This window comes from Actinoplanes nipponensis, from assembly GCF_016862275.1.
GTDB classification, from domain to species: domain Bacteria; phylum Actinomycetota; class Actinomycetes; order Mycobacteriales; family Micromonosporaceae; genus Actinoplanes; species Actinoplanes nipponensis.
Genome location: NZ_BOMQ01000026.1, coordinates 208,566 through 232,850, shown reverse-complemented (window position 1 = coordinate 232,850; position 24,285 = coordinate 208,566). Strand labels below are relative to the sequence as shown.

At 76.0% G+C, this 24,285-nt stretch carries 26 protein-coding genes and 1 riboswitch; of the genes, 10 read left to right on the top strand and 16 right to left on the bottom strand.

Going from position 1 to position 24,285, the window contains the following annotated elements; genetic code table 11:
* Positions 1-180 precede the first annotated feature (180 nt).
* The 3 genes from Ani05nite_RS10990 to Ani05nite_RS10980 form a co-directional block, all read right to left on the bottom strand.
* On the bottom strand, positions 181-1,089 hold the full coding sequence (locus Ani05nite_RS10990) for a hypothetical protein (RefSeq protein WP_203767429.1): 909 nt from the start codon (positions 1,087-1,089) through the stop codon (positions 181-183).
* Positions 1,082-1,645: a SigE family RNA polymerase sigma factor gene (locus tag Ani05nite_RS10985; protein ID WP_203767426.1), complete on the bottom strand. Its 564-nt coding sequence runs from the start codon at positions 1,643-1,645 to the stop codon at positions 1,082-1,084. The genes Ani05nite_RS10990 and Ani05nite_RS10985 overlap by 8 nt, the downstream gene beginning before the upstream one ends.
* A gap of 82 nt (positions 1,646-1,727) precedes the next feature.
* Positions 1,728-2,648 (bottom strand): LysR family transcriptional regulator, encoded by a 921-nt coding sequence (locus tag Ani05nite_RS10980; protein WP_203767423.1) that lies wholly within the window; start codon positions 2,646-2,648, stop codon positions 1,728-1,730.
* Positions 2,649-2,718: 70 nt separating this feature from the next.
* On the opposite strand from Ani05nite_RS10980, the gene Ani05nite_RS10975 reads away from it, so the two are divergent.
* The gene (locus Ani05nite_RS10975; protein ID WP_203767420.1) at positions 2,719-3,573 is read left to right on the top strand and encodes a dihydrodipicolinate synthase family protein; all 855 of its coding nucleotides are present in this window, start codon (positions 2,719-2,721) and stop codon (positions 3,571-3,573) included.
* Positions 3,574-3,610: 37 nt separating this feature from the next.
* Here Ani05nite_RS10975 and Ani05nite_RS10970 read toward each other — a convergent pair whose 3' ends face one another.
* The 9 genes from Ani05nite_RS10970 to mycP all read right to left on the bottom strand — a co-directional run bounded on the left by Ani05nite_RS10970 (position 3,611) and on the right by mycP (position 12,475).
* The gene (locus Ani05nite_RS10970) at positions 3,611-5,827 is read right to left on the bottom strand and encodes a putative bifunctional diguanylate cyclase/phosphodiesterase (protein WP_203767417.1); all 2,217 of its coding nucleotides are present in this window, start codon (positions 5,825-5,827) and stop codon (positions 3,611-3,613) included.
* A 9-nt stretch (positions 5,828-5,836) separates the two neighbouring features.
* Positions 5,837-7,015, bottom strand: coding sequence for an FIST signal transduction protein (locus Ani05nite_RS10965; RefSeq protein WP_203767414.1), 1,179 nt, complete (start codon positions 7,013-7,015; stop codon positions 5,837-5,839).
* 140 nt (positions 7,016-7,155) lie between these two features.
* A complete protein-coding gene (locus Ani05nite_RS10960) occupies positions 7,156-7,887 on the bottom strand; it encodes a VIT1/CCC1 transporter family protein (RefSeq protein WP_203767410.1) in 732 nt (243 codons plus the stop codon).
* Positions 7,884-8,081: a hypothetical protein gene (locus Ani05nite_RS10955; protein ID WP_203767407.1), complete on the bottom strand. Its 198-nt coding sequence runs from the start codon at positions 8,079-8,081 to the stop codon at positions 7,884-7,886. Before Ani05nite_RS10955 ends, Ani05nite_RS10960 begins: the two co-directional genes overlap by 4 nt.
* 49 nt (positions 8,082-8,130) lie before the next feature.
* Entirely contained in the window at positions 8,131-8,748 is a 618-nt protein-coding gene (locus tag Ani05nite_RS10950; protein ID WP_203767403.1) for a DJ-1/PfpI family protein, read from the bottom strand.
* Between the two features lie 3 nt (positions 8,749-8,751).
* Positions 8,752-9,702 carry a GlxA family transcriptional regulator gene (locus tag Ani05nite_RS10945; RefSeq protein ID WP_203767401.1) on the bottom strand — a complete coding sequence of 317 codons (951 nt, stop codon included), beginning with the start codon at positions 9,700-9,702 and terminating at the stop codon, positions 8,752-8,754.
* Positions 9,703-9,783: 81 nt separating this feature from the next.
* Positions 9,784-10,314, bottom strand: a complete 531-nt coding sequence (locus tag Ani05nite_RS10940) for a DUF6817 domain-containing protein (protein WP_203767399.1) — start codon at positions 10,312-10,314, stop codon at positions 9,784-9,786.
* Between the two features lie 30 nt (positions 10,315-10,344).
* Positions 10,345-11,226 (bottom strand): Vgb family protein, encoded by an 882-nt coding sequence (locus Ani05nite_RS10935; protein WP_203767397.1) that lies wholly within the window; start codon positions 11,224-11,226, stop codon positions 10,345-10,347.
* 31 nt (positions 11,227-11,257) lie between these two features.
* Positions 11,258-12,475: a type VII secretion-associated serine protease mycosin gene (mycP, locus tag Ani05nite_RS10930; RefSeq protein WP_203767395.1), complete on the bottom strand. Its 1,218-nt coding sequence runs from the start codon at positions 12,473-12,475 to the stop codon at positions 11,258-11,260.
* 160 nt (positions 12,476-12,635) lie between these two features.
* A riboswitch (cobalamin riboswitch) is annotated at positions 12,636-12,702 on the top strand.
* Between the two features lie 65 nt (positions 12,703-12,767).
* Between mycP and Ani05nite_RS10925 the strand changes: the two genes are divergently transcribed.
* The 4 genes from Ani05nite_RS10925 to Ani05nite_RS10910 all read left to right on the top strand — a co-directional run bounded on the left by Ani05nite_RS10925 (position 12,768) and on the right by Ani05nite_RS10910 (position 15,142).
* Positions 12,768-12,980, top strand: coding sequence for a CbtB domain-containing protein (locus Ani05nite_RS10925; protein ID WP_203767393.1), 213 nt, complete (start codon positions 12,768-12,770; stop codon positions 12,978-12,980).
* On the top strand, positions 12,971-13,753 hold the full coding sequence (locus tag Ani05nite_RS10920; RefSeq protein WP_239129660.1) for a CbtA family protein: 783 nt from the start codon (positions 12,971-12,973) through the stop codon (positions 13,751-13,753). Before Ani05nite_RS10925 ends, Ani05nite_RS10920 begins: the two co-directional genes overlap by 10 nt.
* A complete protein-coding gene (locus tag Ani05nite_RS10915; RefSeq protein ID WP_203767391.1) occupies positions 13,750-14,325 on the top strand; it encodes a histidine phosphatase family protein in 576 nt (191 codons plus the stop codon). Before Ani05nite_RS10920 ends, Ani05nite_RS10915 begins: the two co-directional genes overlap by 4 nt.
* A 70-nt stretch (positions 14,326-14,395) precedes the next feature.
* Positions 14,396-15,142 carry a DUF6082 family protein gene (locus Ani05nite_RS10910; RefSeq protein WP_203767388.1) on the top strand — a complete coding sequence of 249 codons (747 nt, stop codon included), beginning with the start codon at positions 14,396-14,398 and terminating at the stop codon, positions 15,140-15,142.
* A 4-nt stretch (positions 15,143-15,146) separates the two neighbouring features.
* Here the strand turns inward: Ani05nite_RS10910 and Ani05nite_RS10905 are convergent, their stop codons facing one another.
* Positions 15,147-16,172, bottom strand: a complete 1,026-nt coding sequence (locus Ani05nite_RS10905) for a phosphotransferase (protein ID WP_203767822.1) — start codon at positions 16,170-16,172, stop codon at positions 15,147-15,149.
* Positions 16,173-16,230: 58 nt separating this feature from the next.
* On the opposite strand from Ani05nite_RS10905, the gene Ani05nite_RS10900 reads away from it, so the two are divergent.
* The 5 genes from Ani05nite_RS10900 (at position 16,231) to Ani05nite_RS10880 (ending at position 21,187) form a co-directional block, all read left to right on the top strand.
* A complete protein-coding gene (locus Ani05nite_RS10900) occupies positions 16,231-16,818 on the top strand; it encodes an ArsR/SmtB family transcription factor (RefSeq protein ID WP_203767386.1) in 588 nt (195 codons plus the stop codon).
* Between the two features lie 4 nt (positions 16,819-16,822).
* Positions 16,823-17,545: an SRPBCC family protein gene (locus Ani05nite_RS10895; protein ID WP_203767358.1), complete on the top strand. Its 723-nt coding sequence runs from the start codon at positions 16,823-16,825 to the stop codon at positions 17,543-17,545.
* Between the two features lie 13 nt (positions 17,546-17,558).
* Positions 17,559-18,365: an alpha/beta fold hydrolase gene (locus Ani05nite_RS10890; RefSeq protein WP_203767356.1), complete on the top strand. Its 807-nt coding sequence runs from the start codon at positions 17,559-17,561 to the stop codon at positions 18,363-18,365.
* An 889-nt stretch (positions 18,366-19,254) separates the two neighbouring features.
* A complete protein-coding gene (locus Ani05nite_RS10885) occupies positions 19,255-20,637 on the top strand; it encodes a coiled-coil domain-containing protein (RefSeq protein ID WP_239129659.1) in 1,383 nt (460 codons plus the stop codon).
* A gap of 211 nt (positions 20,638-20,848) precedes the next feature.
* Positions 20,849-21,187 carry an RNA polymerase-binding protein RbpA gene (locus tag Ani05nite_RS10880; protein WP_015622005.1) on the top strand — a complete coding sequence of 113 codons (339 nt, stop codon included), beginning with the start codon at positions 20,849-20,851 and terminating at the stop codon, positions 21,185-21,187.
* Positions 21,188-21,257: 70 nt separating this feature from the next.
* On the opposite strand, the gene Ani05nite_RS10875 is transcribed toward Ani05nite_RS10880, so the two are convergent.
* Genes Ani05nite_RS10875 through lnt form a run of 3 tightly spaced genes read right to left on the bottom strand, consistent with a single transcriptional unit; the run spans position 21,258 to position 24,262 of the window.
* On the bottom strand, positions 21,258-21,779 hold the full coding sequence (locus Ani05nite_RS10875; RefSeq protein ID WP_203767354.1) for an FxsA family protein: 522 nt from the start codon (positions 21,777-21,779) through the stop codon (positions 21,258-21,260).
* A gap of 60 nt (positions 21,780-21,839) precedes the next feature.
* Complete coding sequence (locus tag Ani05nite_RS10870; RefSeq protein ID WP_203767352.1) at positions 21,840-22,649, bottom strand: polyprenol monophosphomannose synthase; 810 nt, start codon at positions 22,647-22,649, stop codon at positions 21,840-21,842.
* Positions 22,646-24,262 (bottom strand): apolipoprotein N-acyltransferase, encoded by a 1,617-nt coding sequence (gene lnt, locus Ani05nite_RS10865; protein ID WP_203767350.1) that lies wholly within the window; start codon positions 24,260-24,262, stop codon positions 22,646-22,648. Before lnt ends, Ani05nite_RS10870 begins: the two co-directional genes overlap by 4 nt.
* Positions 24,263-24,285: the final 23 nt, after the last annotated feature.

The window sequence follows — 24,285 nt, the reverse complement described above, 5'->3', positions numbered from 1 at the left end:
GCCGGCACTACTGGACGAAGGTCTCCCCGGGCCACCGCACCGGTGGCTGCACCGCCGGGAACCGGATAGGCCGGCCCGTACTGACGGCGATGCGTGAAGCGTCGGGTACTCCCCCTCGAACTACGTACCAGTATTCATGAAGTATGGTTCGGGTGTCAAGAGTCGCGTCTTGGTTGGCGCCTAACGGGGTGCAGCCGACTCGGCGGTGACCACGACCCGGGACACGGCGATGCCCATCGTCGTGGCGGCCTCGCGCCGCAGCCGGTCGAAGGCCGCGCGGGTGATCGGCGGCCCGATGTAGGTGGCGCGGGTCCAGACCACGCGGTTGCCGTCGGCGTCCTTGCCGCCGCCGGCGGCCGAGCCGCGGAAACCCACGTTGGGATCGATGGCCGGGCTGTCCTCCCACCGCCCGTCGACGATGCGGGCCGGGCGGCTCGCCGAAACCGTGAACCACAGCCCGGTGACCTCGATGACCCGGGCGCTGCGGATCCCGGGCAGCTTGCGCAGGTTCGCGGCGGCCCGTTCCAGCTGCGCCCTCGTGGTCGACTGGTCGATGGCGAGGGCCGGGCCGCCGGCCGGGGCGTCCTTGAAGACCTCCCGCAGGTCCTTGAAGGGGCTGTAGTCGCGGTCGCCGTTGCCGAGCCCGGAGAACACCGCGGTCAGGAAATTCTGCACCCATTCCGCCGAGTCTGTTTTCGCCCGGGGATCCTGCGTCCACAGCAGAATCGGGATCCTGGTCTGGTACTGGCGCATGGACGGGTCGACGACCGCGGCGGTCTCCACCGGCACGACCGCGGCCGGCGGCGGTGTGGGGCCGCTGTCGCCCCGTCCGGCGCCCAGCGCCACCGGCACCCCGACGGCGACGGCCAGCACGATCCCGAACAGACCACGCGCCGCGACCCGGGCGGTGCGCCGGCCCCGGGCCACCCCCTCGACCAACTCGTACGACGGCACGAAGGCCCGCCGCCGGGCCCCGGCGGCCGCCTCCCGCAGCAGTTCCTCCAAGCCGGGCAGCGGGTTGTCCAGCACGGGGTTCTCGATCGGCGCCGGCCTGCGGCCGGACGGGTCGAGGCGTTCCAGCTCAGACATGCCGGCCCCCCAGGGTCACGATGTCGTCGGGCCGCAACGCCCGGCGCGCGGCGGGTAGCTGCCGCCGAGCGGGCTCGTCGAGCTCGGCTTCCGCCAGGAGCTGCCGCAGCGCGTCGCGCCCGCGCGACAGCCTGGCCTTGACCGTCCCGGCCGGCGCCCCGGTCTCGGCGGCGACCTGGTCGACGGTGCGGTCGCAGAGGTGGTGCAGCACGATCGCGCGGCGCTGCTCCTCGGGCAGCCGTTGCAGGGCCGCCACGATCAGCGGGGTGTTCACGCCGGGTGCTGGCACGTCCGGCGCCGCGCCGTGGCGCCGCCAGGCGGCCAGCCGGGACCGGCGGGCGCGCCAGCGGCTGACCGCCACCCGGCGGGCGACCGTTCGGATCCAGGCCTCCGGCTCGTCGCCGTCGGCGAACCGCCGCCGCCGGGCCCAGGCGCGGATGAACGCCTCCTGCACGGCGTCCTGAGCCTCGCCGAAGTCGCCGGTCAGCAGGTACACCTGCCCGACCAGCCGGGCGAACGCGGACGCGTAGAACGCCCGGTAGTCCTCGTCGGTCACGCTTGACCCGCTTCCCCTCGGCGCGTGCGTGTGTCCTCCTCACGCTCGGCGAGCGGTCCACGGTTGCATCGGCCGCCGGATTTCACCGATCGCCGTGCGGCGGGCGCCGCCCGGTGGCCGGCGGTAGGCCGTAGGTGCTGCTCGCGGCGCGGATCTCGGTGACGAACGCGGCCACCGCCGGGTGGGTGGCCGCGCCGCGGCGGTACGCGATCCGGGTACGCCGGCGCGTCTGCAGCGGCACCAGCCAGACGCCGGTGGGCGGCGTCGCCGTGGCCAGCTCCGGCACCAGCGACACGCCCTGCCCGGCCGCGACCAGCGCCAGCACCGTGGTGAAGTCGTCGGCCTGGTGCCGGACCCGCGGGGTGAAGCCGGCCGCCCGGCACACGTGCAGGGTCACCTCCTGGCACAGGGTGCCGGGGCTGGCCACGATCCAGTCGGCGTCGCGCTGCTCCCGCAGGGACCCGCCGCCGCCGGCCGGCAGGGCCAGGTACACCGTCTCGTCGAGCAGCGGCACGGTGTCCAGCATCGGGTCGGGCCGCACCGGGACGACGTCGTAGTCGTGCAGCAGGCCCACGTCGAGCCGGTGGTCGTGCAGCGCGTCGGGCACCGCCACCGGATCCAGCTCGGTGACCATCAGGTCCAGGCCGGGGTGGCGGGCGGCCAGGGCGACCAGCGTGGCCGGCAGCAGCGTGCGGACCGCGGTGGGGAAGGCGCCGATGCGCAGCGGCCCGGACAGGCCGGTGGCCAGGGCGGCGAGCGCGGTCGTCGTCTGCTCCAGGGCGGCCAGCACGGTCTCGCCGTGCTGCACCAGCACCCGTCCGGCCGCGGTGAGGCTGACCCGGCGGCCGGTGCGTTCCAGCAGCGGCAGGCCGACCTCGCGTTCCAGGGCGGACAGCTGCTGCGAGACCGCCGAGGGCGTGTACATGTGGGCCTGCGCGACGGCGGCGATCGTGTCGAGGCGGGCGAGGTCGCAGAGCAGGCGCAGGCGCCGGACATCCAGCATCAGCTGAGCTTACGGTTCTCCGCAGGAATAGGAACTGGATCTTACGTCGCCGGGGCCCGAGGCTGGCCTCATGACCTTCTCCGGTGTGCACGTGCCGCTGATCACCCCGTTCGACGCGGCCGGGGAGGTGGCCCTGGACGCGTTGCGGGCGCTCGCCGGCGAGGTGCTGGACGGCGGCGCGGCCGGGCTGGTGGCGCTGGGCACCACCGGGGAGCCGGCCGCGTTGAGCCCGGCGGAACAGCAGGCCGTGGTCGACGTGGTGGCGCAGGTGTGCGCCGAGCGCGACGCCGTGCTGACGGTCGGGGCGAACTCGGTGCCGGCGGTGCGCGCCCTGCGCCGGTGGCCGGGCGCCGGGGCCGCGCTGAGCCTGGTCCCGCCGTTCCTGCGGCCCGGCGAGGACGGCGTGCTCGCCTACTTCGCGGCGCTGGCCGCGGCCAGCCCGGTGCCGGTCCTCGTCTACCACGTGCCGTACCGGACCGCCCAGCCGTTGTCGGCCGCCGCGATGCGGCGCCTGGCCGCGATCCCGGGCGTGGCCGGGGTGAAGTGGGCCGCCGGCGGGATCGACGCCGTGACCGTGGAGCTGATGGCGGACCCGCCGGCCGGGTTCGCGGTGCTCGGCGGCGACGACGCGTACGTGGCGCCGCTGCTGGCGCTGGGCGCGCACGGCGGCATCCTGGCCTCGGCACACCTGGACACCGGCCGCTTCGCCGAGCTGGTCCGCGCGTGGCACGCCGGCGACCTGCCGCGGGCCCGCGAGCTCGGCCGGCGGCTCACCGCGCTGGCGCTGGCCGTGTTCGCCGAGCCCAACCCCACCGTGGTCAAGGCGGTGCTGCACGCCCAGGGCCGGATCCCGACCCCGGCGGTACGGCTGCCGCTGGTGCCGGCCGGCGCGGACAGCCTGCGGGCCGCGCTGGAGCAGCTCTAGCCGCAACCCGTCCGGCCGGCGGGACGGGCACGCCTGCTCACCGCACGGCGCCGAGCAGCCCCGGCCGGGCGACGAACTCCGGCACCTCGGCGGCGGGCATCGGCGCGGCGAACAGGAAGCCCTGGGCCAGCTCGCACGGCAGGCCGGCCAGCGCGGCCAGCTGGGCCGGCTCGGCGACGCCCTCGGCCACGGTCTGCAGCCCCAGGGTGCGGCCGAGCTCGAGCACGCTGCGCACGATGGCCAGCCGGCGCGGGTCGTCGGCGACGCCGTCGAGCAGCGAATTGTCGATCTTGAGCTGGTCGACGGGGAGCCGCCCGAGGTGCGCCATCGGGCAGGCGCCGCTGCCGAAGTCGTCGACGGCCAGCCGTACCCCGGTCCGGGCCAGGGCCCGCAGCCGCCGCAGCACCTGGCCCGGGTCGTGGGTCAGCGCCGACTCGCTGATGTCGAGGGTCAGCGCGGCCGGCGGCACGCCGGCCTCGGCCAGGGCCGTGCCGACGTCGGCGGCCAGCCGCTCGTCGGCCAGCTGCCGGGCGGACACGTTGACGCTGACGGTGAGCTCCGGCAGTCCCCCGGCGTGCCAGCGGGCCAGCTGGTGGCAGGCCTCGCGCAGCGCCCACCGGCCCAGCGCGACGATCAGGCCGCTCTGCTCGGCCAGCGGCACGAACGTGTCCGGGGTGATCTCCCCGAGCCGCGGGTGGGTCCACCGCAGCAGCGCCTCCATGGCCACCGGGCGGGCATCGCGCAGCGCGACGATCGGCTGGTAGGCCAGCCGGAAGTCGCCGGCCTCGAACGCGCCGGCCGCGTCGGCGCTCAACGCGACGTGCCGCAGCAGGTCGGTGCGCATGCCGGCCTCGAACATCAGGCAGCTGCCGGGGCGGCTCTTCTTCGCCCGGTACATCGCCACGTCGGCGTCCTGCACCAGGGCGTCGCCGGAGGCGGTGGCGTGGTCGCTGAGCGCGATGCCGATGCTGGCCCGGGTCAGCACCTGGTTGCCGGCGATCGTGAACGGCCGGGCCACCGCCTGGGTGATCCGCTCGGCGACCTCGCGGGCCTGGGCGCCGTCGGCCACCGGCTCCAGCAGGATCGCGAACTCGTCCCCGCCGAGGCGGGCCGCCATGTCCCCGCCGCGGACCGCCGCGCCCAGCCGGCCGGCCACCCCGCGCAGCAACTCGTCGCCGGTGGCGTGCCCGAGGGTGTCGTTGACCTGCTTGAACAGGTCCAGGTCGAGGAAGAGCACGGCGATGCGGGTCCGGGTCCGCGTGGCGACCTCCAGCGCGCGGTCCAGCCGCTCCAGGAACAGCATCCGGTTCGGCAGGCCGGTCAGCCCGTCGTGGTACGCCTGCCGCACCGCGGCGATCGAGTGGGCGCCGGTCAGGGCCAGGCTGGCCTGCTCGGCGAAGGCCAGCAGCACGTCGCGGCGCTCGCCGGCCCGGACCGTGTCCGCCACCGGGCCCAGCACCAGGCTGCCCGCGACGTCCCCGCCGACGTGCACCGGCGTGGCCAGCACGGCGGCGTGCTCGACCGGGTGGTCCTTGCGCATGGCCCGGACGGCCGCGCCCAGCACCGCCGGGTCGTGGCGGGCGGCCTCGTGACCGGGCGCCAGCGACGCCACCATCGTGCGGTCGGGATGGTCGGCGTCGCGCAGCACCAGCGCGGCGGGCGCGCCGTCGAGCACGGCGCCCGCCCCGCGGGTCACCGCGTCGAGCACCTCCTGCAGCGGGGCCCGTTGACTGACGGCCCGCTGGATCTGCAGCAGCGTCTCGAGCAGCTGCTCGCGTTTCTCCAGCGCGGTGACCAGCACCAGGCGGTCCTCGGCCTGCTGCTCGCGTTCGCGGCGCAGGTCGCGTTCGGCGGCCAGGGTCCGCAGCCCGCGCAGGGCCAGCCCGAGCACCTTGGCCATGCCCTGCAGCATCTGGCGTTCCTCGGCCTCGAACGCCGCGTCCCGGCGGCCCAGGACCAGCCGGCCGCCGGTGTCGTCGCCGAGCGGGTGCACGGTGCTGTGGAAGGTGCCCAGCCCGGCGATGGTGACACACTCGTCGGCGGCCGCGACCCCGGCGAGCGCCGCGGGCCGCGGGTCGCGGCCCATCCCGAGACAGGCGAGCAGGTCGCCGCCGGCCAGCACGGCGGCGATCTCCGCCTCGGTGGCCTCGGCCGCCCGCTCCACGGCCAGCCCGGCGGCGCCGGGCACGTCGCCGGAACGGGTGATCGCGCTGAAGAACTCGGTCAGCTGCAGGGTCGACCAGTTGCTGCCCATGCCGGCCGGTCAGCCCACGGCGAGGGCGGCCACGGTCAGGTGGTGCATGCCCTTGGCGCCGGTGGTGCGGACGATCTCCCCGTTGCTGTAGAACCCGCCGAACGGCACGCCGGCCAGGGCCTCGGCGAGCTGCCGGCCCGCGGCGTCCGCGCCGTCCGGGCCCAGCGCCAGACCGCGCACGCAGCAGTCGAAGACGAACACGCCGAGCGGGTCGGCCCCGTCCAGGGCGTCCACGGCCTGCGCGGCGGCCGCGGCGGCGGCGCCGGTCACCGCCTCCGGGTCGACCTCCATGTACCAGGCCATGGCGCCCTCCGGGGTGTCGGCGAGCCCGGAGATCGAGCCGTCCGCCACGTCGGCGGCGAAAATCACCCGCAGGTCCTCGCCGGTACGCCGGGACAGCCCCAGCGGGTGCACGGTGGCGAACGCGAAGAAGGCGCCCGGGTCGCTGGGCAGGTCGGCGGCAGCCCCGCTGCGGCGCAGGTAGACGTCCAGCGCCCGTTCGCCGTCCAGCTCGAAGATCTTGCCCTGGTGGCTGCGGGTGACCACCATCGGCTCGCCGGTCTTGCGCCAGCCGTGGGCCAGGCCGATGCCCAGCGGCGCGGCCGAGCCCAGCGCGGCGGCCAGCACGCCGTTGGTCAGCACCTGCACGCCGGCGCCGTCGCTGAAGAAGTGCCGGGTCGAGGTCTGGGTCAGCCCGTCGGCCGCGCACGCGCCGACCAGGGGCACGCCGGCGCCGGCGACCGCGTACGCGCCGCGGACCATCTCCTGCTGGTCGCTGCTGCGCCCGTCGCCGAGCAGCAGCACGGTGCGGTGCTCGCTGGTGATGTCGTCCAGGCACGCCGCCGCCCGCATGCCGGCCTCGCGCAGGTCGCAGCTGCCGGCGGGCACGGCACGGACGGAGGTCTGGAAACCGGGCCCGCCGAAGGCCAGCACCACGACGCTCTCGCCGCGTCCGTCCGGGCCGAACTCGCCCGCGGTCGAGCAGCCGATCATCGGCACGGCGCCACCGGCGGCGCCGTGCACGGCCTCGGCCATGGCCTGCGTGGCGTACGGCAGGGAGGCGAACACCACCAGCAGGCTCGCGCGCCGGTCCCGCAGCGCCTCCCGGGCGGCGGCCGCTCCGGCCTCGGCGGGGTCGCCGAGCAGGCTGCGGCCGACGCCGAACCAGCGTTCGGGGGACTCGTCCATCGCCGGATCCTTCGCTCGTCGGACAGGTGTCATGGGTCCTATCGACCATCCGGCGCCGCTCTTGAGCCGACCCGCCCGGCGGAACCGGCCACGGCCCGGCGGAACCGGCCACCGCCCGGCGCGGGCCGCGCCGCCGCGGGTCAGCCCGTGGCCACGCCGACCAGCTGACCGATGCCGAAGGTGACGGCCATGGCCAGGGCGCCGCCGCCGACCAGCCGCACCACCGCCCGGCGGACGCCGGCCGAGCCCAGTCGGGCGCTCACCGCACCGGTCAGGGCCAGGGTGAGCAGGACGACCACGAACGTCACGGCGACCCGCACCCCGGCCGGCGACAGCAGGATGGCGATCAGCGGGAGCAGCGAGCCGAGGGTGAACGCGGCCGCGGACGCACCGGCGGCGTGCCACGGATCGGCCAGCGCGTCCGGGTCGATGCTCAACTCGATGTCGGCGTGCGCCGCGAACGCGTCCGCCGCGGTCAGCTCCTCGGCGACCAGCCGCGCGGTCCCCGCGGACAGGCCCTTGGCCTGATACAGCGAGGCGAGTTCGTCGAGTTCCTGCTGCGGGGAGGCGGCGAGCTCGGCGCGTTCCCGGGCCAGCAGGGCGCGCTCGGTGTCGCGCTGACTGCTGACCGAGACGTACTCGCCCAGCGCCATGGACACCGCGCCGGCGACCAGCCCGGCCACGCCCGCGGTGAGGATCGCGCCGGTGGTGGCGTCGGCGCCGGCCACGCCGACGACCAGCCCGGCCGTCGACACGATGCCGTCGTTGGCGCCCAGGACGCCGGCGCGCAGGCGGTTGAGCCGCCCGGAGGTGCCGGCGCCGTGCGGCTCGCCGGGGTGCCGGCCGGCCGGGGGCGGCTGCGGGCTACTCATCCGCGGTCCCCGGTGGGTACGGGCGTACGCCCGATCAGGTGCACCGGCGCGCCGAACAGGCGGCTGCGCCCGGACGGGCCGGTGTTGTCGGGTTCGAGGCCGGGAAACACGACCACCGGCGGGCCGGCGCCGGGCGCCAGGTACGGCAGGCCGCCGTACAGCAGGCCCTCGCGGACATCGCCCAACGCTCTCACGCCGCTCAGCCTGGTTCCTCCCGGCCGGCCCGGCCAGGGCCGAAGGGCCTCACCGGATCAGGGTCAGCGCCCGCTCGGCCAGCCCGGGCGGCGCCGAGCGGGGCGACCCGGCGGTGAACGGGGGGTCCGGCGCGTACTCGATGGCCAGCTGGACCGTCTGCGCGGTCTCGTCGTCGCGCAGCCGCGCCAGCAGCGTCAGCGCCATGTCGATGCCGGCGGAGACGCCCGCCGCGGTGATGACCGGCCCGTCGGTCACCACGCGTTGCTCGACCGGCTCGGCGCCGAAGCCGGCCAGCGCGTCGCGGACCGCCCAGTGGCTGGTGGCCCGGCGCCCGCGCAGCAGACCGGCCGCCGCCAGCACCAGCGACCCGCTGCACACCGACGTGGTCCAGCGGGGCCGGGCGGCGACCAGCCAGTCGCGCAGCTGCGGGTCGCGCATCGCCTCGGCGGTGCCCGGCCCGCCCGGCACCACGATGACGTCCGGGTGCGGCAGCCCGGCGTAGGCGCCGGTCGCGGTCAGGGTCAGGCCGCCGAGGTCGTCGGTGACCGGGCCGGGCGCGGCGGCCACGAAGGTCACCGTCACGCCGGGCGCGAAGCCGAGCACGGTGTACGGCCCGACCGCGTCCAGGGCGGTGAACCGCGGGTAGAGCGGGATGGCGACGTGCATGCCTCAGGCCTCTTTCTGCTGGAAGCGGCGGCGGTAGTCGGCCGGGGAGATGCGCCAGCGCCGCCGGAACGTGCGGTACAGGGTCTCGGGCAGGCCCAGCCCGCAGTCGCGGGCGATCCGGGCCAGCGGCGCGTCGGTGGCCTCGAGCAGCCGCCGGGCCGCGTCGGCGCGGCTGTGCTCGACGTAGCGGCCGGGGGACATGCCGACCTGCCGGGTGAACACGCGGGAGAAGTGCCGCTCGCTCATCGCCGCCCGCCGGGCCAGCGCCGGCACGCTCAGATCCGCCGCCGGGTTGGCGTCGATGTACGCCCGCAGCTCCCGCAGCGGCTCGCTGCGCGGCACGGCGGTGCGCATAGCCGTGCTGAACTGGCTCTGCCCGCCCGGGCGGTGCAGGTAGACGACCAGGCCGCGGGCCACGTCGGCGGCCAGCGCGACGCCGTGGTCCTCGGCCACCAGCGCCAGCGCCAGGTCGATGCCGGCGGTGACCCCGGCCGAGGTCCACACCGCGCCGTCGCGCACGTAGATCGGGTCGGCGTCGACCTCGACCCGCGGGTACCCGGCGGCGAGGTCCTCGGCGACCAGCCAGTGGGTGGTCGCCCGGCGCCCGTCGAGCAGCCCGGCCTCGGCCAGCAGCAGCGCGCCGTTGCACACCGAGGCGACCCGGCGGGCGCGGCGGGCCAGCGCGGCGATCGGGCCGGCCAGGGCCAGGTGCCGCGAGGCGGACAGGCCGCCGGTCACCAGCAGCGTGTCGATGTCGGTGAGCTCGTCGAAGGCCACGGCGGCGGTGGTGACGCCGTTGTGGGCCCGGACCGGCCCGGCCGTCGCGGCCGCCACGTCGAGGCGGTAGCCGCCGCCGGCGATCAGGGCGGCGGTGGCGAACACGTCGGCCGGGCCGGCCAGGTCGAGCAGCTGGAAGCCGTCGTAGACGACGGCGACGATCCGGCGGTCCCGCATGCGTCGATGGTCGCGGCCCGGGCGCGGTGGCGTCCACGCCACAACCATGACGATTTCTGCCACCGCGCCGCCGCGGCGGCCTCAGCCCAGCACGCGACGGACCTCAGCCAGCACCGCCGGGGAGGCCAGCGGCGCCCACGCGGCGAACAGGGCGCGGAAGTAGTCGCCGTGCCGCGCGACGAAGGCGGGGTCCTGCTCGGCCACGTCGAGCTCGTTGACGATCGACAGGTCGGTGAACGGGCGGACCTGCTCGGGGGCCAGCGGGCGCGCGCCGGCGGTGAAGCGGTCCCACACCTGGCGGGTGTCGGGCAGGGTCGGCCAGGTGCGCGCGCGGTCGCAGGCGGCGTACAGGTAGATCAGCTCCTCGGCGCCCGCGCCGACCAGCGCCCGCAGGGCGGCCCGGTCGGCCACCGGCAGCAGGGTCAGGTCGAAGCCGTCGGTGCCGTAGGCGGCGTGGGCCAGCCCGGCCAGGCACACCGGCGCGTCGTGGCCCAGCGCGCCCAGCTTGTCGTGGACCCGGCCCAGGTGGGCGTAGAGGGTGCCGCCGGGGTGCTCGATGTGCTCGGCGCCGCGCTCGCGCAGCCACGCCCGCACGGTCTGCTCGGTGTTCACCTTCTCGACCCTAGGCGCGGCCGGGACGGCTCAGCGTGCGTGGTTCATCACAGCGACCCGGCCCAGCTCCAGCGCCACCCACAGGCCGCCGTCGGGGCCGACGGCCAGGCCGTGCGGTTCCGAGGCCGGGGTGGGCAGGTCGTGCTCGGTGACCGCGCCGTCGGCGGTGATGTGCGCGACGCGGTTGGCGCCCCACTCGGTGAGCCAGCAGCCGTCGCCGGCGGCGACGATCGCGTGCGGGCGAGCGGCGCGGTCCGGCAGGGCGAACTCGGTGACCGCGCCGTCGGGGGTGATCCGGGCGACCTGGCCGGCGCCGATCTCGACGCACCACAGCGCGTCGGCGGTGGCGGTGATGCCGACCGGCCCGGCGGCGGGCGTGGGCAGCTCGTGCAGGGTGACGGCGCCGCCGGTGGTGATCCGGGCGACCGCGTTCGCCCGGTTCAGGGTGCACCAGAGGGCGCCGTCGGGGCCGGTGGTGATGGCCGAGGCGAACGCCCCGGCGGCGGGCAGCGGCACCTCGCTCAGCTCGCCGGCGGGGGTGAGGCGCCCGACCCGGTCGGCGTTCATCTCGGTGAACCACAGCGCGCCGTCCGGCCCGGCGGTGATCCCGTACGGCCCGCAGCCGGCGGTCGGCAGCGGGTGGACGCTGAGCCGGCCGCCGGTGGTGATCCGGCCGATCCGGTCGTCGCCGGTGCGGGTGAACCACAGCGCCCCGTCCGGCCCGGCGGTGATCAGGGCCGGTCGGCAGCCCGGCGCGCCCAGGTCGAAGGTGCGCAGGTCGCCGCCGCCGGGGTCGAGGCGGGCGATGCGGCCGGCGTGGGTGAGGGTGAGCCACAGCGCGCCGTCCGGCCCGGCGGTGATGCCGTACGGGCCGGCGTGCTCGTCGGCGATCGTGATCTCGCGGATGTCCACCTCGGCCTCCGGTCGGCGGTCGGCTGCGCGGTCAGGGCAGTTCGGGGTCGGGCGGGCGCCAGCCGCGCCGCCGGCCCCGGCGCAGGGCGGCGGCGACCACCACGACCAGCAGCACCACGCCGGCGCCGGTCGCGGCGACCAGCAGCGACAGGTCGCGGGCGTGGGCGCGGCGGGCGGCCAGGGCCAGCGTCGCCGGGTCCTCGGTGTGCACGACCGCGGGCGCGGGCGCCGGCCGGGACTCCGGCCCGAGGGTCTCGGTCAGCGCCCGGTACGGGTTCAGCACGCCGAAGCCGTACCGGTCGCTGCGCCGTCCGCCGGGCGCCGGGTCGGCGGTGGCCAGGATCCGCCGGGCCACCTGGGCCGGGGTCAGCGCCGGGAACCGCTGCTTGAGCAGCGCCGCGGTGGCCGACACGAACGGGGTCGCGTAGCTGGTGCCGTCGCCCTGGGTGTGCCCGGAGCCGCGGGCGGCGAAGGTGACCGCGACGCCCGGGGCCATCACGTCCACGTAGTCGCCGTGCTGGGAGAAGTCGCCGGCCACGCCGTTGGCCCCGATCGCGCCGACGCCGATCACGTCCGGATAGGACGCCGGGTACGGCCGCGGGTTGCCGTCGTCGGGACGCCCGTCGTTGCCGGCGGCGGCGACCACGACCACCCCGGCGGCGACCGCCCGGGCGACAGCGGCGCGGACCCGGCTGTCGTCGGCGGTCATCACCAGCGACATGTTGATGACGTCGGCGCCGCCCTGGTCGACCGCCCAGTCGATCGCGGTGGCGAACGCAGCCGGGCTGGCCGGCTCGCCGGTGTCCTGCTGGCCGGTGTCGGTGCGCTCGCTGACCCGGACCGGCACGATCGTCGCGTCGGGGGCCAGCCCGCGCAGGCCCGCTCCGGGCACCGGCGCGGCGGCGATGAGGCTGGCCACGGCGGTGCCGTGCCCGACGCAGTCCTGCCGGCCGGAGGCGGTGCCGTGCAGGAAGTCGTGGCCGGTGGCGACCCGGCCGCGCAGCTGCGGGTGGCCGGCGTCGACGCCGGAGTCGATGACCGCGACGCGCACCCCGGCGCCGGTGGCGAACGGGGCCAGCCGGTCCGGGTCGAACAGCTGCGTCTCGTACGGCTTGGCCGCGCTGACCTGGACCTTGGCGGGCAGGGTGGGACACACGAAGGCCCGCGCCTGTGCGGGCGCGGGCGGCAGCAGCCCGGCGGCCGCCCCGGTCAGCGCGGCCAGCGCCACCGTCACCTTGTGCACCCTCATCTTGTGCACCCTCATCGTCACTCCCCCGCACCACGACCGGCTTGGATGTTACCGAGCCGGCCCCCGTGGCGGTGACCCGGAGCCGGCCGGCGGGCCTCGATTGACCCGCTCCGGCGCGCGCCGCTAGGTTGTGGGAACCATCTGCGGCGTCGTGAGGCAAACCGGTGCGAATCCGGTGCGGTCGCGCCACTGTGAACGGGATTCCGCCGGGATTCCGTGAGTCAGGACGCTCACGCGTACGCAGGCCTGTTGAAACGGGACGCGTCATCCCGGTAGGAGGTCTTACCCAGACATGTCGAACCTGTCGAACACCCCGTCGGTACGCCCGCTGGACCAGCCCGCGGTCTCCGCCCGGGTGCTGTGGACCGCCGCCGGCGTCGGGAGCCTGCTCCTGCTGCTGGCCTACCTGGTCGCCTTCGACCAGGGCGCGGTCTCGCAGGGCGGCATGTACCTGCACGAGCTGCTGCACGACGGCCGTCACCTGCTCGGCGTCCCGTGTCACTGAGGTCGGCCCGCACCACCCCGTCCTACGGTTCGCTGCTGCTGCGGGGCCTGCTCGCGGGCCTGATCGCCGGCCTGCTGGCCGGCGTCTTCGCGTACGCCACGGGCGAGAGCCGCATCGACGCGGCGATCGCGATCGAGGAGGCCGCCGCCCACGCCGCCGCGCCCGGTGCGGCCGACGACGGCCACCACGACGAGGAGCTGGTCTCCCGGACGGGTCAGAAGGGCGGCCTGTTCCTGGCCACGGCCCTGTACGGGGTGGCCATGGGCGGGCTGCTGGCCACGGCGTACACGCTGCTGCGCCGGCGGCTGCGCACCCCGAGCGACACCCGGGCGGTGTTCGGCCTGGCCGCCGCCGCCCTGGTGGGCATCGTGCTGGTGCCGTTCGGCAAGTATCCGGCGAACCCGCCCGCGGTCGGCGACCCGGCGACGATCAACCAGCGCACGATCGCCTGGGTCTCGATCGTGGTGATCGGCCTGGTCGCGGTCTGGGCCGGGGTGGTCGCGGCCCGCGCGCCGCGCTCCGGGGCCCCGGAGTGGCTGCGGGCCGCCGCGGCGCTGGCCGGGTTCCTGGTCGTGGTGGCGATCGGCTACGTGCTGCTGCCCACGGTGGACGAGGTGCCCGCGGCGTTCCCGGCCAGCCTGCTGTGGACGTTCCGGCTCGCCTCGCTGGGCACCCAGGTCACCCTCTGGACGATGCTGGGGCTGGCGTTCGCGGCGCTGCTGCACCGGCTGCGCCGGGACGTGCCGGCCGAGGCCGAGGCCGTGGCCGTGTGAGCGGCGTGCGGCTGCTCGCCGCCGCCACCACCCCGGCCCTGCGCCGGGCGGTCTTCGGCGGTGACGACGACGATCTCGACGAGGGCGGCCTGCGGGCCGCCCTCGGCCTGTGCGTGCCGGGCGGGCCGGACCTCGGCGGCCGCGGCGACCGCTGGATCTGCGCGCCGTCGCAGGCGGCGCTGCAGACGGCCCGGGCCCTGGGCCACGACGACCCGGAGGTCGAGGCGGCGCTGGCCGACCCGCGGTACGGCACGTGGAGCGGGCTGGGCCTGGGCGATGTGGCCGGCACGGATCCCGAGGGTTTGCAGAGCTGGCTGACCGACCCCGCGGCGGCCCCGCACGGCGGGGAGTCGCTGGCGGCGGTGCGGCAGCGGGCCGGCGCCTGGCTGGACACCCAGCACGATCAGCGCGCGGTGGCCATCGCGCATCCGGTGGTGGTGCGGGCGGCGCTGACGCACGCGCTGGGGTTGCCGGACGCGGCGGTGTGGCAGCTGGACGTGGCGCCGCTGTCGCTGATCCGGCTGACGCACCGGACGGGCCGCTGGCACGTGTCGTTCCCACCGGTCGGCTGACGGCCGCCGATCTGACTCATTGTGTCGCGTCGATATACTGGGCGTCACATGCGTGTGGGAGGGATCGAACATGCGACGTCGTCGCGGCCCGGCTGGTCGGGCCCTTCTGGTGATCTCCTGCGCCGCCGCGGCGCTGATGATTCTGGTGTCACCGATGCTCCTGCTGGCCGTCTCCCGGGCCGGGGAGGTCGACTGGACGGTTCTCGGCAACATCGGCCAGGCCTACGGCCTGGCGTCCGCGCTGGTGTCGTCGGTCGCGTTGGTCGCCGTGGCCCGGACGTTGTCGCTGCAGACCAGGCTGAACAAGATCAGTCACCTGCAGGCCTTCCGCTCGATGCAGGCCGAGGTGGCCCGCTTCTCCTTCGACCATCCCGACGAGTGTCTCGGGATGGTCGGCGCGACGACGCCGGAGGAGCAGGCGGCCGCGAAGGCGAACATCTTCCGGACCCTGCACGCGCGGTACTTCCTTGCCGGCCTGGAGCTGGGCGAGTTCTCCGAGTGGGAGGTTCGCCACGAGTTCGCCGCCGGCCTGTTCTCCACCGAGGGCGGCCGGAACTGGTGGCGGTGGGCCCGCCCCGGATGGGTGGATCCCGAGGCGGGCGCGTCCCCGACCAGGGTCAGGTTCGGCCGCCTGCTGGATGAGGCGTTCAACGCGCGCCACGCCGGGCCGGAGGGCGAAGCGGGCGTCGATACCAGCTATGAGGGCCTGGCCGCCCGGTCGCTCGCCGACGGCGACCTCTACAGCGGCAGGGCCTGGGTGCCGGGCGCCGCGCCCACCGACGTCCCCTCCCCGGCGCCGGGCGCTCCCGCAAGCTAGGGGCTCAGCCCAGCGCCTCCTGAGCCCACCGCGTCACCACCGCCAGCACCGGCGCCCGCCCGGCGAAAACCCCCGCCGTGTCCCGCGCGTCGTAGGCGCCCCGCCGCGGCGGCCCGGCTGCCGCGGCCAGCATCCGCGGGGCCAGCCAGTAGTACTTCGCGGCGCCGGTCAGCTTGATCGCCCGTTCGATCGTGGCGTCGTCGACCGCGCCGCCCAGCCCGCGGCGGTATCCCTCGGCGACCGCCGCGGCCACGTCGTCGAGCAGGGCGAGGTCGACCAGCCCGTCGAAGAACGTGTCCAGGGTCAGGTTGGCCACGTCCTCGCCGATCGCGCCCGGCCCGGTGAACGCCCAGTCCAGCAGGACCGGCCCGGCCGCGCCCAGGACCACGTTCATCGGCCACAGGTCGTGGTGGCACAGTGTGCGCGGCAGCGCGTCGGCCGCGGCGAGCAGGTCCGCCCGCCGCCGCCACAGGGTGCGCAGGCCCGCGCGCAGCGACCCCGGCCAGCCGGCGACGGCGGCGGGGTGGTCCCAGTCGGGTTCGGTGGGCGGGCACTGGGCGGTGGTGTAGTCGCGCAGGAAGTCGCGGGCCAGCCAGGGGTGCGCCGGTGGGCGGCCGAGCCAGCGGGCCTGTCCGGCCCCGATCCGGTACGCGAGCTCGCCCAGTTCCGCCGGACCGCAGGCCGGCCCGGGCGTGCCGGGGACGTGCTCGAGCCACAGGGCCACCGAGCCGTCGGCGCGTTCCTCGGTGGCCAGCAGGGCGGGCGCGCTCAGCCCGGCGTCGGCGAACGCGGTGTGGGCCAGCCCGCTGCGGTACGCCTCCGGCTCGCGCCGCCAGTAGTTCCAGTGCCCGGGCTCGCCGGAGGCCTGGAAGTGCGCCGGGGCGTCGGGCCGGCCGGGGGTGCAGATCTTCAGCACCGCGTCGCGCCCGTCGCGCCGGACCCGCCAGATGCCGCCGGTGGCGCCGCTGAACGGGTTGTGCGGCAGTTCCTCGGCGGTGGCGTCGGCGGCGACCAGGTCCGGCGGCGGCATGCTCACCGGCCCGATCCTAGCCTGGACAAATCTTTTTGTCGGTGAGAGGGTGGCGGCCATGGACGACGTCGCAGTGATCGAGGACCCGGCCGCCGCCGAGATCAGCCTGGATCCCATCCGCAGCCGGCTGCTGGCCGCGCTGACCGTGCCCGGCTCGGCGACGATGCTCGCCGCCCAGGTCGGGCTGCCCCGGCAGAAGGTCAACTACCACCTGCGCACGCTGGAACAGCACGGACTGGTCGAGCTGGTCGAGGAACGCCGCAAGGGCAACGTCACCGAACGGGTGCTGCGGGCCACCGCCGCCTCGTACGTCATCTCCCCCGCCGCGCTGAGCGCCGTCGCGCCCGACCCGGCCCGCGCGCCGGACCGGCTGTCGGCGCGCTGGCTGCTCGCGGTGGCCGCCCGGCTGGTCCGCGACGTCGGCGAGCTCATCACCGGCGCCGGCCGGGCCCGGCAGAAGCTGGCCACGTTCGCCATCGACGGCGAGGTCCGCTTCGCCACCGCGGCCGACCGGGCCGCGTTCGCCGAGGAGCTCACCGTGGCCGTCACCGCGCTGGTCAGCCGCTTCCACGACGAGGACGCGCCGGGCGGGCGCAGTCACCGGCTGGTCGTCGCCGTGCACCCCACCGTCACCCGGCAGGGCTGAGCCGATGGGTCAGGAGTTCGCCAACCGCCACGAGGCGCAGGTGCCGGCCGACCCGGAGCAGGTGTGGGACGCGGTGGCCACCGGGCCCGGGATCAGCTCCTGGTTCGTCGGGCGTACCGAGATCGACGGCGAGACCGTGCGCACCTCGTTCGGCAGCGACTGGATACCCGCGGGCACGGTCACCGCCGCCGAGCCGCCGCACCGGTTCGCGTACCGCAGCGACACCGCCGACGACGGGCGCTTCATCGCGTACGAGTATCTGGTCGAGGGCCGCGCCGGCGCGGCCACCGTCCTGCGGACGGTGACCAGCGGTTTCCTGCCGGGCGACGACTGGGCCGACGAGTTCGAGGCGATGCGGTACGGCACCGAGCTGTTCTTCCACACGCTCACCGAGCACCTGCGGTGGTTCCCCGGCCGCCACGCCACCCCGGTGACCGCTTTCGGGCCGCCGGTCACCGACTGGCCGGGCACCTGGCGGCGGCTGCACACGGCCCTGGGCCTGCCGCCGCAACCGCGCCTGGGCGACCCGGCGCGCTCGGCGCTGATCCCCGACGGCGTGGTGACCTTCCGCAACCCGCACGCGCTGGCCGTGCGCACACCCGACGCCGTGCACCGCTTCCTGCGCGGCTTCCACGGCTCGCTGGTCGTGGCGCACGCCCTGTACTCCCCCGCCGACCCCGGCATCTGGCCCGGGTTCCTGGCCTCGCTGGCCTCCCGCGACGACTGAAGGACTGCTGACCATGCCCACTGTCACCTCCGCCGACGGCACCACCATCGCGTACGAGACCGTCGGGTCCGGCCCGGCGCTGATCCTGGTCGACGGGGCCATGTGCTACCGCGCCCAGGGCCCGGCCCGCGGCCTGGCCGCCGCGCTCGCCGACACCTACACCGTGTACTGCTACGACCGCCGCGGCCGCGGCGACAGCGGCGACACCGCGCCCTGGTCCCCGCAGCGGGAGATCGAGGACCTGGCCGCCCTGCTCACGGCGGCCGGCGGTACGGCGTACCTGGTGGGCTGCTCCTCCGGGGCGGTGCTGGCCGCCGACGCCGCCCACCGCCTGCCCGGGGTCCGCGCCCTGGCCCTCTACGAGCCGCCGTTCATCGTCGACGCCACCCACGCCCCGCGCCCCGACACGTTCCTGGCCGAGACCGAGGCCCTGCTGGCCGCGGGCGACACCGGCGGCGCGGTCAAGAAGTTCCTGCGCTCGGTGGACATGCCCGGCTTCGCGGTGCACCTGATGGCGCTGCTCCCGCCGTTCCGCAAGATCAAGGGGGTGGCCCACACCCTCCCGTACGACCTGCGCATCCTCGGCGACACCGGCCGCGGCGTACCGCTGGACCCGGCCCGCTGGTCGGGCGTGGGAGTCCCGGCGATCGTCCTGGACGGCGGCAAGAGCCCGCAGTACATGCGCCACGCGGCGCGGGCGCTGGCCGAGGCGCTGCCCGGGGCCGAGTACCGCACCCTGCCCGGGCAGACCCACCTGGTCCGGCCCGCGGCGCTCGCCCCGGCGGTCAAGCAGTTCCTCGGCTCCTGCCCCACGCCCTGAGCGGGGGTGGAGCTTGCGTTTCGTCCCCTGCTGCGGCCGGGCAGCTGATCCGGCGGGCACTTCCGCGGCCGGCCGATCCGAGGACCGCGGGCCCGGCCGTGGACGGCTCCGGCTGGCACCGCTCAGCCGTGGGCGCCTTCGCGGACAGCCGGACCGACGACTGCGACCGCAGCTGCTCCGGCTGCCAGCGCCTACCCCGGCATCTCCACGGCTCGCTGAACCGACGACCGCAGCTGCCCCGGCTGCCATCGCCCACCCCGGCACCTCCGCGGCTCGCTGAACCGACGACCGCAACTGCCCCGGCTGCCAGCGCCTACCCCGGCACCTCCGCGGTCTAGCTGGACCGGCGATCGCAGCCGTCCGGCACCCGCCACCCGACGGCGCTCCTCCGCGGCAGCTGGCCCGACCAGCGGCAACGCAGTTGCCCCGGCGCTCACCACCCGCCGCGCGCTTCCGCGGGCAGCCGGCCGGAACACCGGCACCGGCCGCCGTCCAGCACCCGCCGTCCAGCACCCGCCGTCCAGCACCCGCCGTCCGCGGCCAGCCGATTCTGCCGGCCAGCCGATCCGGCCAGCCGATCCGGCCGGCCGGCTGCGCACGGCGCGCCCTGACGGCGCCTCGTCCGTGTCCGCCGCGCCACCCCGGATCCCGGCGAAGGCGCCACCCACGACGTCCGCATCATGGCCGCCACCCCGACCCCGCCGCCCGAGCGTTGGCCCAACAGCAGGTGACTCACCGGCGACAGGCCGAAGACACCGCCGGCCCGGGCGCGGTCGCGAAGGTGCGGAGGCTCGGGAACCCGCCGCCGCGGTCGGCCGGGCGCGATCGTGGCGATGCTGCGGCGCGGTGGCGCGGGGTTGTCGGTGGGTGGCGTTAAGGTCGGTGCGCGATGGTGGATGACGACGTTTCCGTGACGGCCGGGCCCTCGGCCGCGGGTGGTGGGGCCTACGCCGGTGATCCCCCGCCGGAGACGCGGCCCTGCGCGCACTGCGGCCGGCCGGTGCCGCAGCGTGCCGCCGCCGGGCGCCCGTTCCGGTATTGCCGCGACAACGACGGCGAGTGCCAGCGGGCCTCGCGCAACGTGCGGATGCGGCACCGCTCCTCCCCCGGGCTCGCCGGGCAGGTCGCCCGCACCTGGGAGGCCGTCGACCGCCTCGACCAGCTCGTCGGCACCCTCAGCGAGGCCCTGCACGCCGAGATGTCGCCGGCCGGGGTGGAGCGGCAGGTGGCCGAGGTACGCGCGGAGACGTCCCGGCAGATCGCCGCCGCGCACACCGAGCGCGACGACGCCCGCCGCGACGCCGACCGGGCCGCCGAGGCGGCCGGGACCGCCGCGCAGGAGGCCGCGGTGGCCCGGGCCGAACGCGACGACGCGCAGCAGGCCGCGCAGGCGGCCCGCCGGCTGGCCGAGGCGGCCGCGCAGGACGCCCGGCTGGCCGTGGCCGGCCGCGACGAGGCCCAGGCCGCCGCCAGCGCCGCCGCGGCGTTGCGGCTGCAGGCCGAGACCGACCGGGACCGGGCGCGTGAGGAGGCCGCCGCGGCCCGTCGTGAGCTCGACGGCGCCGCCCGCGCGGCCGAGGCCCAGGCCCGCGAGCTGGCGGCGGCCCGGGCCGGTGTGCAGGCGCTGACGGCCGACCTGGCCACGGCCCGGGAACGCGCCGAGGTGCTGGCCGGGGAGCTGGATGTCGCCCGGCGGGAGACGGCCGAGGCCCGCGAGGCCGTCACGACCGCGCAGGCCGAACGGGCGGCGTTGCTGGCCGAGCGGGACACCGCCCTGGCGCAGGCCCAGCAGGCGACCCGCGCCGCCGACGAGGCCCGCGCCGAGCAGCAGCAGGCCGTGCGCGCGGCCAGCGACGAGGCACAGCAGGCCCGGGCCGAGATCGAGCAGGCGCGGGCCCGCGCCGAGCAGGAACGCCAACACGCCGAGCGGCAGCGTGAGGACGCCGAGCGGGCCGCGCGCGACGTGGAGGCGCTGCGGCGCAGCCTGGCGGACCTGCGGGCGGACGCCGAGCGCAACCGGGCGGCGCTGGCCGCGGCCCGCGACGACGCCGACGCCGCGCACACCCGGGTGGCCCAGCTGTCGGCTCAGGTGGGCGAACTCGCCTCGACGCTGGCATCATGGGGACCGGCGCGGTCGACCGACGCCCCCACCCCGGGATCCCCGTCGGCCGCACCGACAGCCGCGCCGACGGCGCACGCGCCGGCAGGATCAGCGGGCAACGCGCCGGCGGGATCCGCAACGGCCGGGACGACGATCCCGGCGGCACGGTGACCGATATCGCACTATCCGTAGATCCCGCAAAGCCGCGTAAAGTGGACCAAGGTCCACTTCAGGACGGGGCCGAGTCGGCCGATAGGGGATCCGGGCGGTTACGCTCGAAGCGTTAACACCGTCGACATACGGCGGTCGCGTCAGGAATCCCGCGACCGCCCCTTTCGTTACACCAACGGAAGCAGCACCACGAGCGAGGGGAAAGCCGATCATGGGCGAACGCATGCTGCGTGGCAGCCGTCTAGGCGCAGTCAGCTACGAGTCCGACCGCAACACGGAGCTGGCGCCCCGGCAGACCCGCGAGTACCTGTGCGTGAAGGGTCACCAGTTCGAGGTGCCGTTCGCCGTCGACGCCGAGGTGCCGATCACCTGGGAATGCAAGTTCGACGGCAGCGTCGCCCGGCTGGTCGACGGCAACGAGCCGGAGCAGAAGAAGGCGAAGCCGCCGCGGACGCACTGGGACATGCTGCTCGAGCGCCGGTCGATCTCGGAGCTGGAGGACATCCTCAACGAGCGGCTGCAGGAGGTCCGCACCCGCAGGGGTCGCTGACACCGGCAGCAGAAACGTCGATCGCCGTCCCGCAGCACAGCGGGACGGCGATTTGTCGTACCGGGGCCGGTCAGCGGACGATCTCGCCCTCGACGACCTCGCCCGGCCCGATCGACCCGGGCGCGCCGAACGAGGCCGGCGCGGGGGCCGGCTCGTCGACCGGGTCGGCCTGGCGCACCCGGACGTGCCGGGGGCCGAACAGGTCACCGGCGACCGCCGACGACACCCGCCGTTCGGTGGCGCGTTCCACGCCGCGGCGGGCCAGGATCCGCCCGGGCGGCAGCACCAGCAGCAGCCCGGCGGCGGCCGAGACGAACCCGGGCACGGCCAGCAGCAGCGCGCCGAGCAGCCCGACCAGCGAGTTGCTGACCTGCGGGCCCGGCGGGCGGCCGGCCTCGGCAGCGGCGCGGAACGCCCGCCAGCCGCGGATGCCCTCGCGGCGCAGCAGCGCCAGCCCGGCCACACTCGACGCGGCGATGATCAGCAGGGCCCAGAACGCGCCGAGCGCGTGCACCACCGCCACGAAAACGGATATCTCGGCGACCGCGAGCAGCAGCAGCCCCAGCGGCAGCAGAGCCAGACCTCGGCGCATCATCCACACCCTTCCGGCGTCACCTCGACGCCACGGCAAGCATGACACGCCGGTGCCCGGTCACGGCCAGGTCGAACCCTGCCGCGGCTTGCGCCCGAGCCGGGACAGCACGGCGTCCTTGCGGGCCGACACCCCCCACACAGTGACCCTGAGCAGCTGTTCCTTGAAGATGTTGCCGCTCATCTTGCTGACGCCGTGTTCGCGCTCGGTGAACGTGATGGGCACCTCGGCCATCCGGAAACCGTGCCGGTACGTGCGCCAGGCCAGCTCCACCTGGAACGAGTAGCCGGTGGAGGCGACCGTCGCGACGTCGATCGCGTCGAGCACCTTCATCCGGTACGCCCGGTAGCCGCCGGTGGCGTCCTTGAACGGCATGCCCAGCGCCATCCGGATGTAGATGTTGCCGCCGCGCGAGAGCAGCAGCCGGTGCATCGGCCAGTTGTGCACGCTGCCGCCGGGGATGTAGCGGGTGCCGAGCACCGCGTCGGTGTCGCGCAGCACGTCGAGCAGCTTGGGCAGCTCCTCGGGGGCGTGCGAGCCGTCGGCGTCCATCTCCACGACCGCGTCGTAACCCTTGTTCTTGGCCCACGCGAACCCGGCCACGTACGCCGCGCCGAGACCCTCCTTGCCCGCGCGGTGCAGCACGAACACGTGGTCGTCGGCGGCGGAGATCTCATCGGCGATGGCGCCGGTGCCGTCGGGCGAGTTGTCGTCGGCGACGAGGATGTCCACACAGGGCACCGCGCGGCGTACCCGCTGCGTGATCAGCCGGACGTTGTCCGCCTCGTTGTAGGTCGGGATGACCACGAGGACGCGTCCGACCCCCGGGTATCCCTCCGCGCCCGAGACCGTCGGGTTCGCCTCGCTCACCGTTCCTCCGTCGTCGACTCTGCGGCCGCGCGCGCACCGCGCCGGCGCCGCCGCAGGGGCGTCGCCGCCACGAGGACGAGCACGGCCAGGGCGACGGCCGCCAGCTCCGGCCAATGCCCCGAACGAGTCGCCAGCGTACGCGGTCCGTCAACGCGCATGTCATGCAGGACCACGGCCGGCTCGTTGAAGCCGGTGGACCGGTACACCTGACCGGCCGTGCCCACAAAAGCGGACACTCCGACCGTGGAGACCATCAGCGCCTCCCGGCCGTGCTCGACCGCGCGCAGCTGCACCATGGCCAGCTGCTGGCGGGCCTCGGCCTCGTTGAAGGTGGCGTTGTTGGTCTGCACCGCGAGGATCTGCGCGCCGCCGGTGACGGTGTCGCGCACCACCGCGTCGTAGGCGACCTCGAAGCAGATCACGTCGCCGACGGTGGCCGCCGGGGTCCGCACCACGCCGGGGGTGTCGCCGGCGACCATGTTCTTCACCAGGTCCACCTTGTCGCTGACCACCCGGGCGATCGGGCGCAGCGGCATGTACTCGGCGAACGGCACCGGGTGCCGTTTGATGTAGAGCTGGTCCAGGTCGGGGCCGGTGACCGGCTGCCACAGGATGCCGGCGTTGCGGATCTCGCCCTCGATGTCGCTGCGCAGCACCGCCCCGAGCAGGATCGGCACGCCGATCGCGGTGGCCGCCCCGGCGATCTGCTGGGCGGCGTCGGGGTTGCGCAGCGGGTCGATGTCGCTGGCGTTCTCCGGCCAGATGACCAGGTCGGGCTGCCGGGCCCGGCCGGCCCGCACGTCCGCGGCCAGCTGCTCGGTGGCGCGTACGTGGTTGAGCAGCACCGCCGCCCGCTGCGCGTTGAAGTCCAGCCCCAGCCGCGGCACGTTGCCCTGCACGATGGCCACCGTGCGGGTCGCCGCCGCCGGCTGCGCGACCGGCACCAGGGCGGGCCCGGCCAGCACCACGGCGGCGGCCACGGCGAACCCGGCCGCCGCCGGCCAGCTCCGCGGCCGCGACCAGCGCCGCCACGCCAGGGCGACCAGGGCGCCGCCGGCCACCGCGACCGCGAACGTCACCAGCGGGGCGCCGCCGACCACGGCCAGCCGCAGCGCGGGCGCCTCACCCTGGCTGAACGCCAGCCGCCCCCACGGGAACCCGCCGAACGGGGCCCGGTCCCGCAGCGCCTCCTGGGCCACCCACAGCAGCCCGGCGGTCAGCGGCCACAGCGCGCGCCGCCGGTCGTGCAGCGGCGACAGCCACGCCCCGGCCAGCCCCAGCAACGCCAGGTATGCGGCCTGGGCGAACGACAGCAGCAGCCACGGCAGCCAGCCCGCGGCCAGGTGCGTCCAGTCCAGCAACGGCACGAAGAACACCAGCCCGGCGATCATGCCCAGGCCGGCGCCGCCGCGCAGCCGCCGCCGGTGGGTCGCCGCGGCCAGCAGCGCCACGGCCACCGGCGCCAGCCACCACAGCCCGTACGGCGGGAACGCCAGCAGCAGCGCCGCGCCCGCGGCGACCGCCAGCAGCAGCGCCACCCAGCGGCGCAGGGGCCGGTGCGCGGCGGGCACGACCGGGTCCGGCGCCGGCGCGGGCGTTGGCTGAAGCGTCAATAAATCCACCCGCGGAAGGCTAC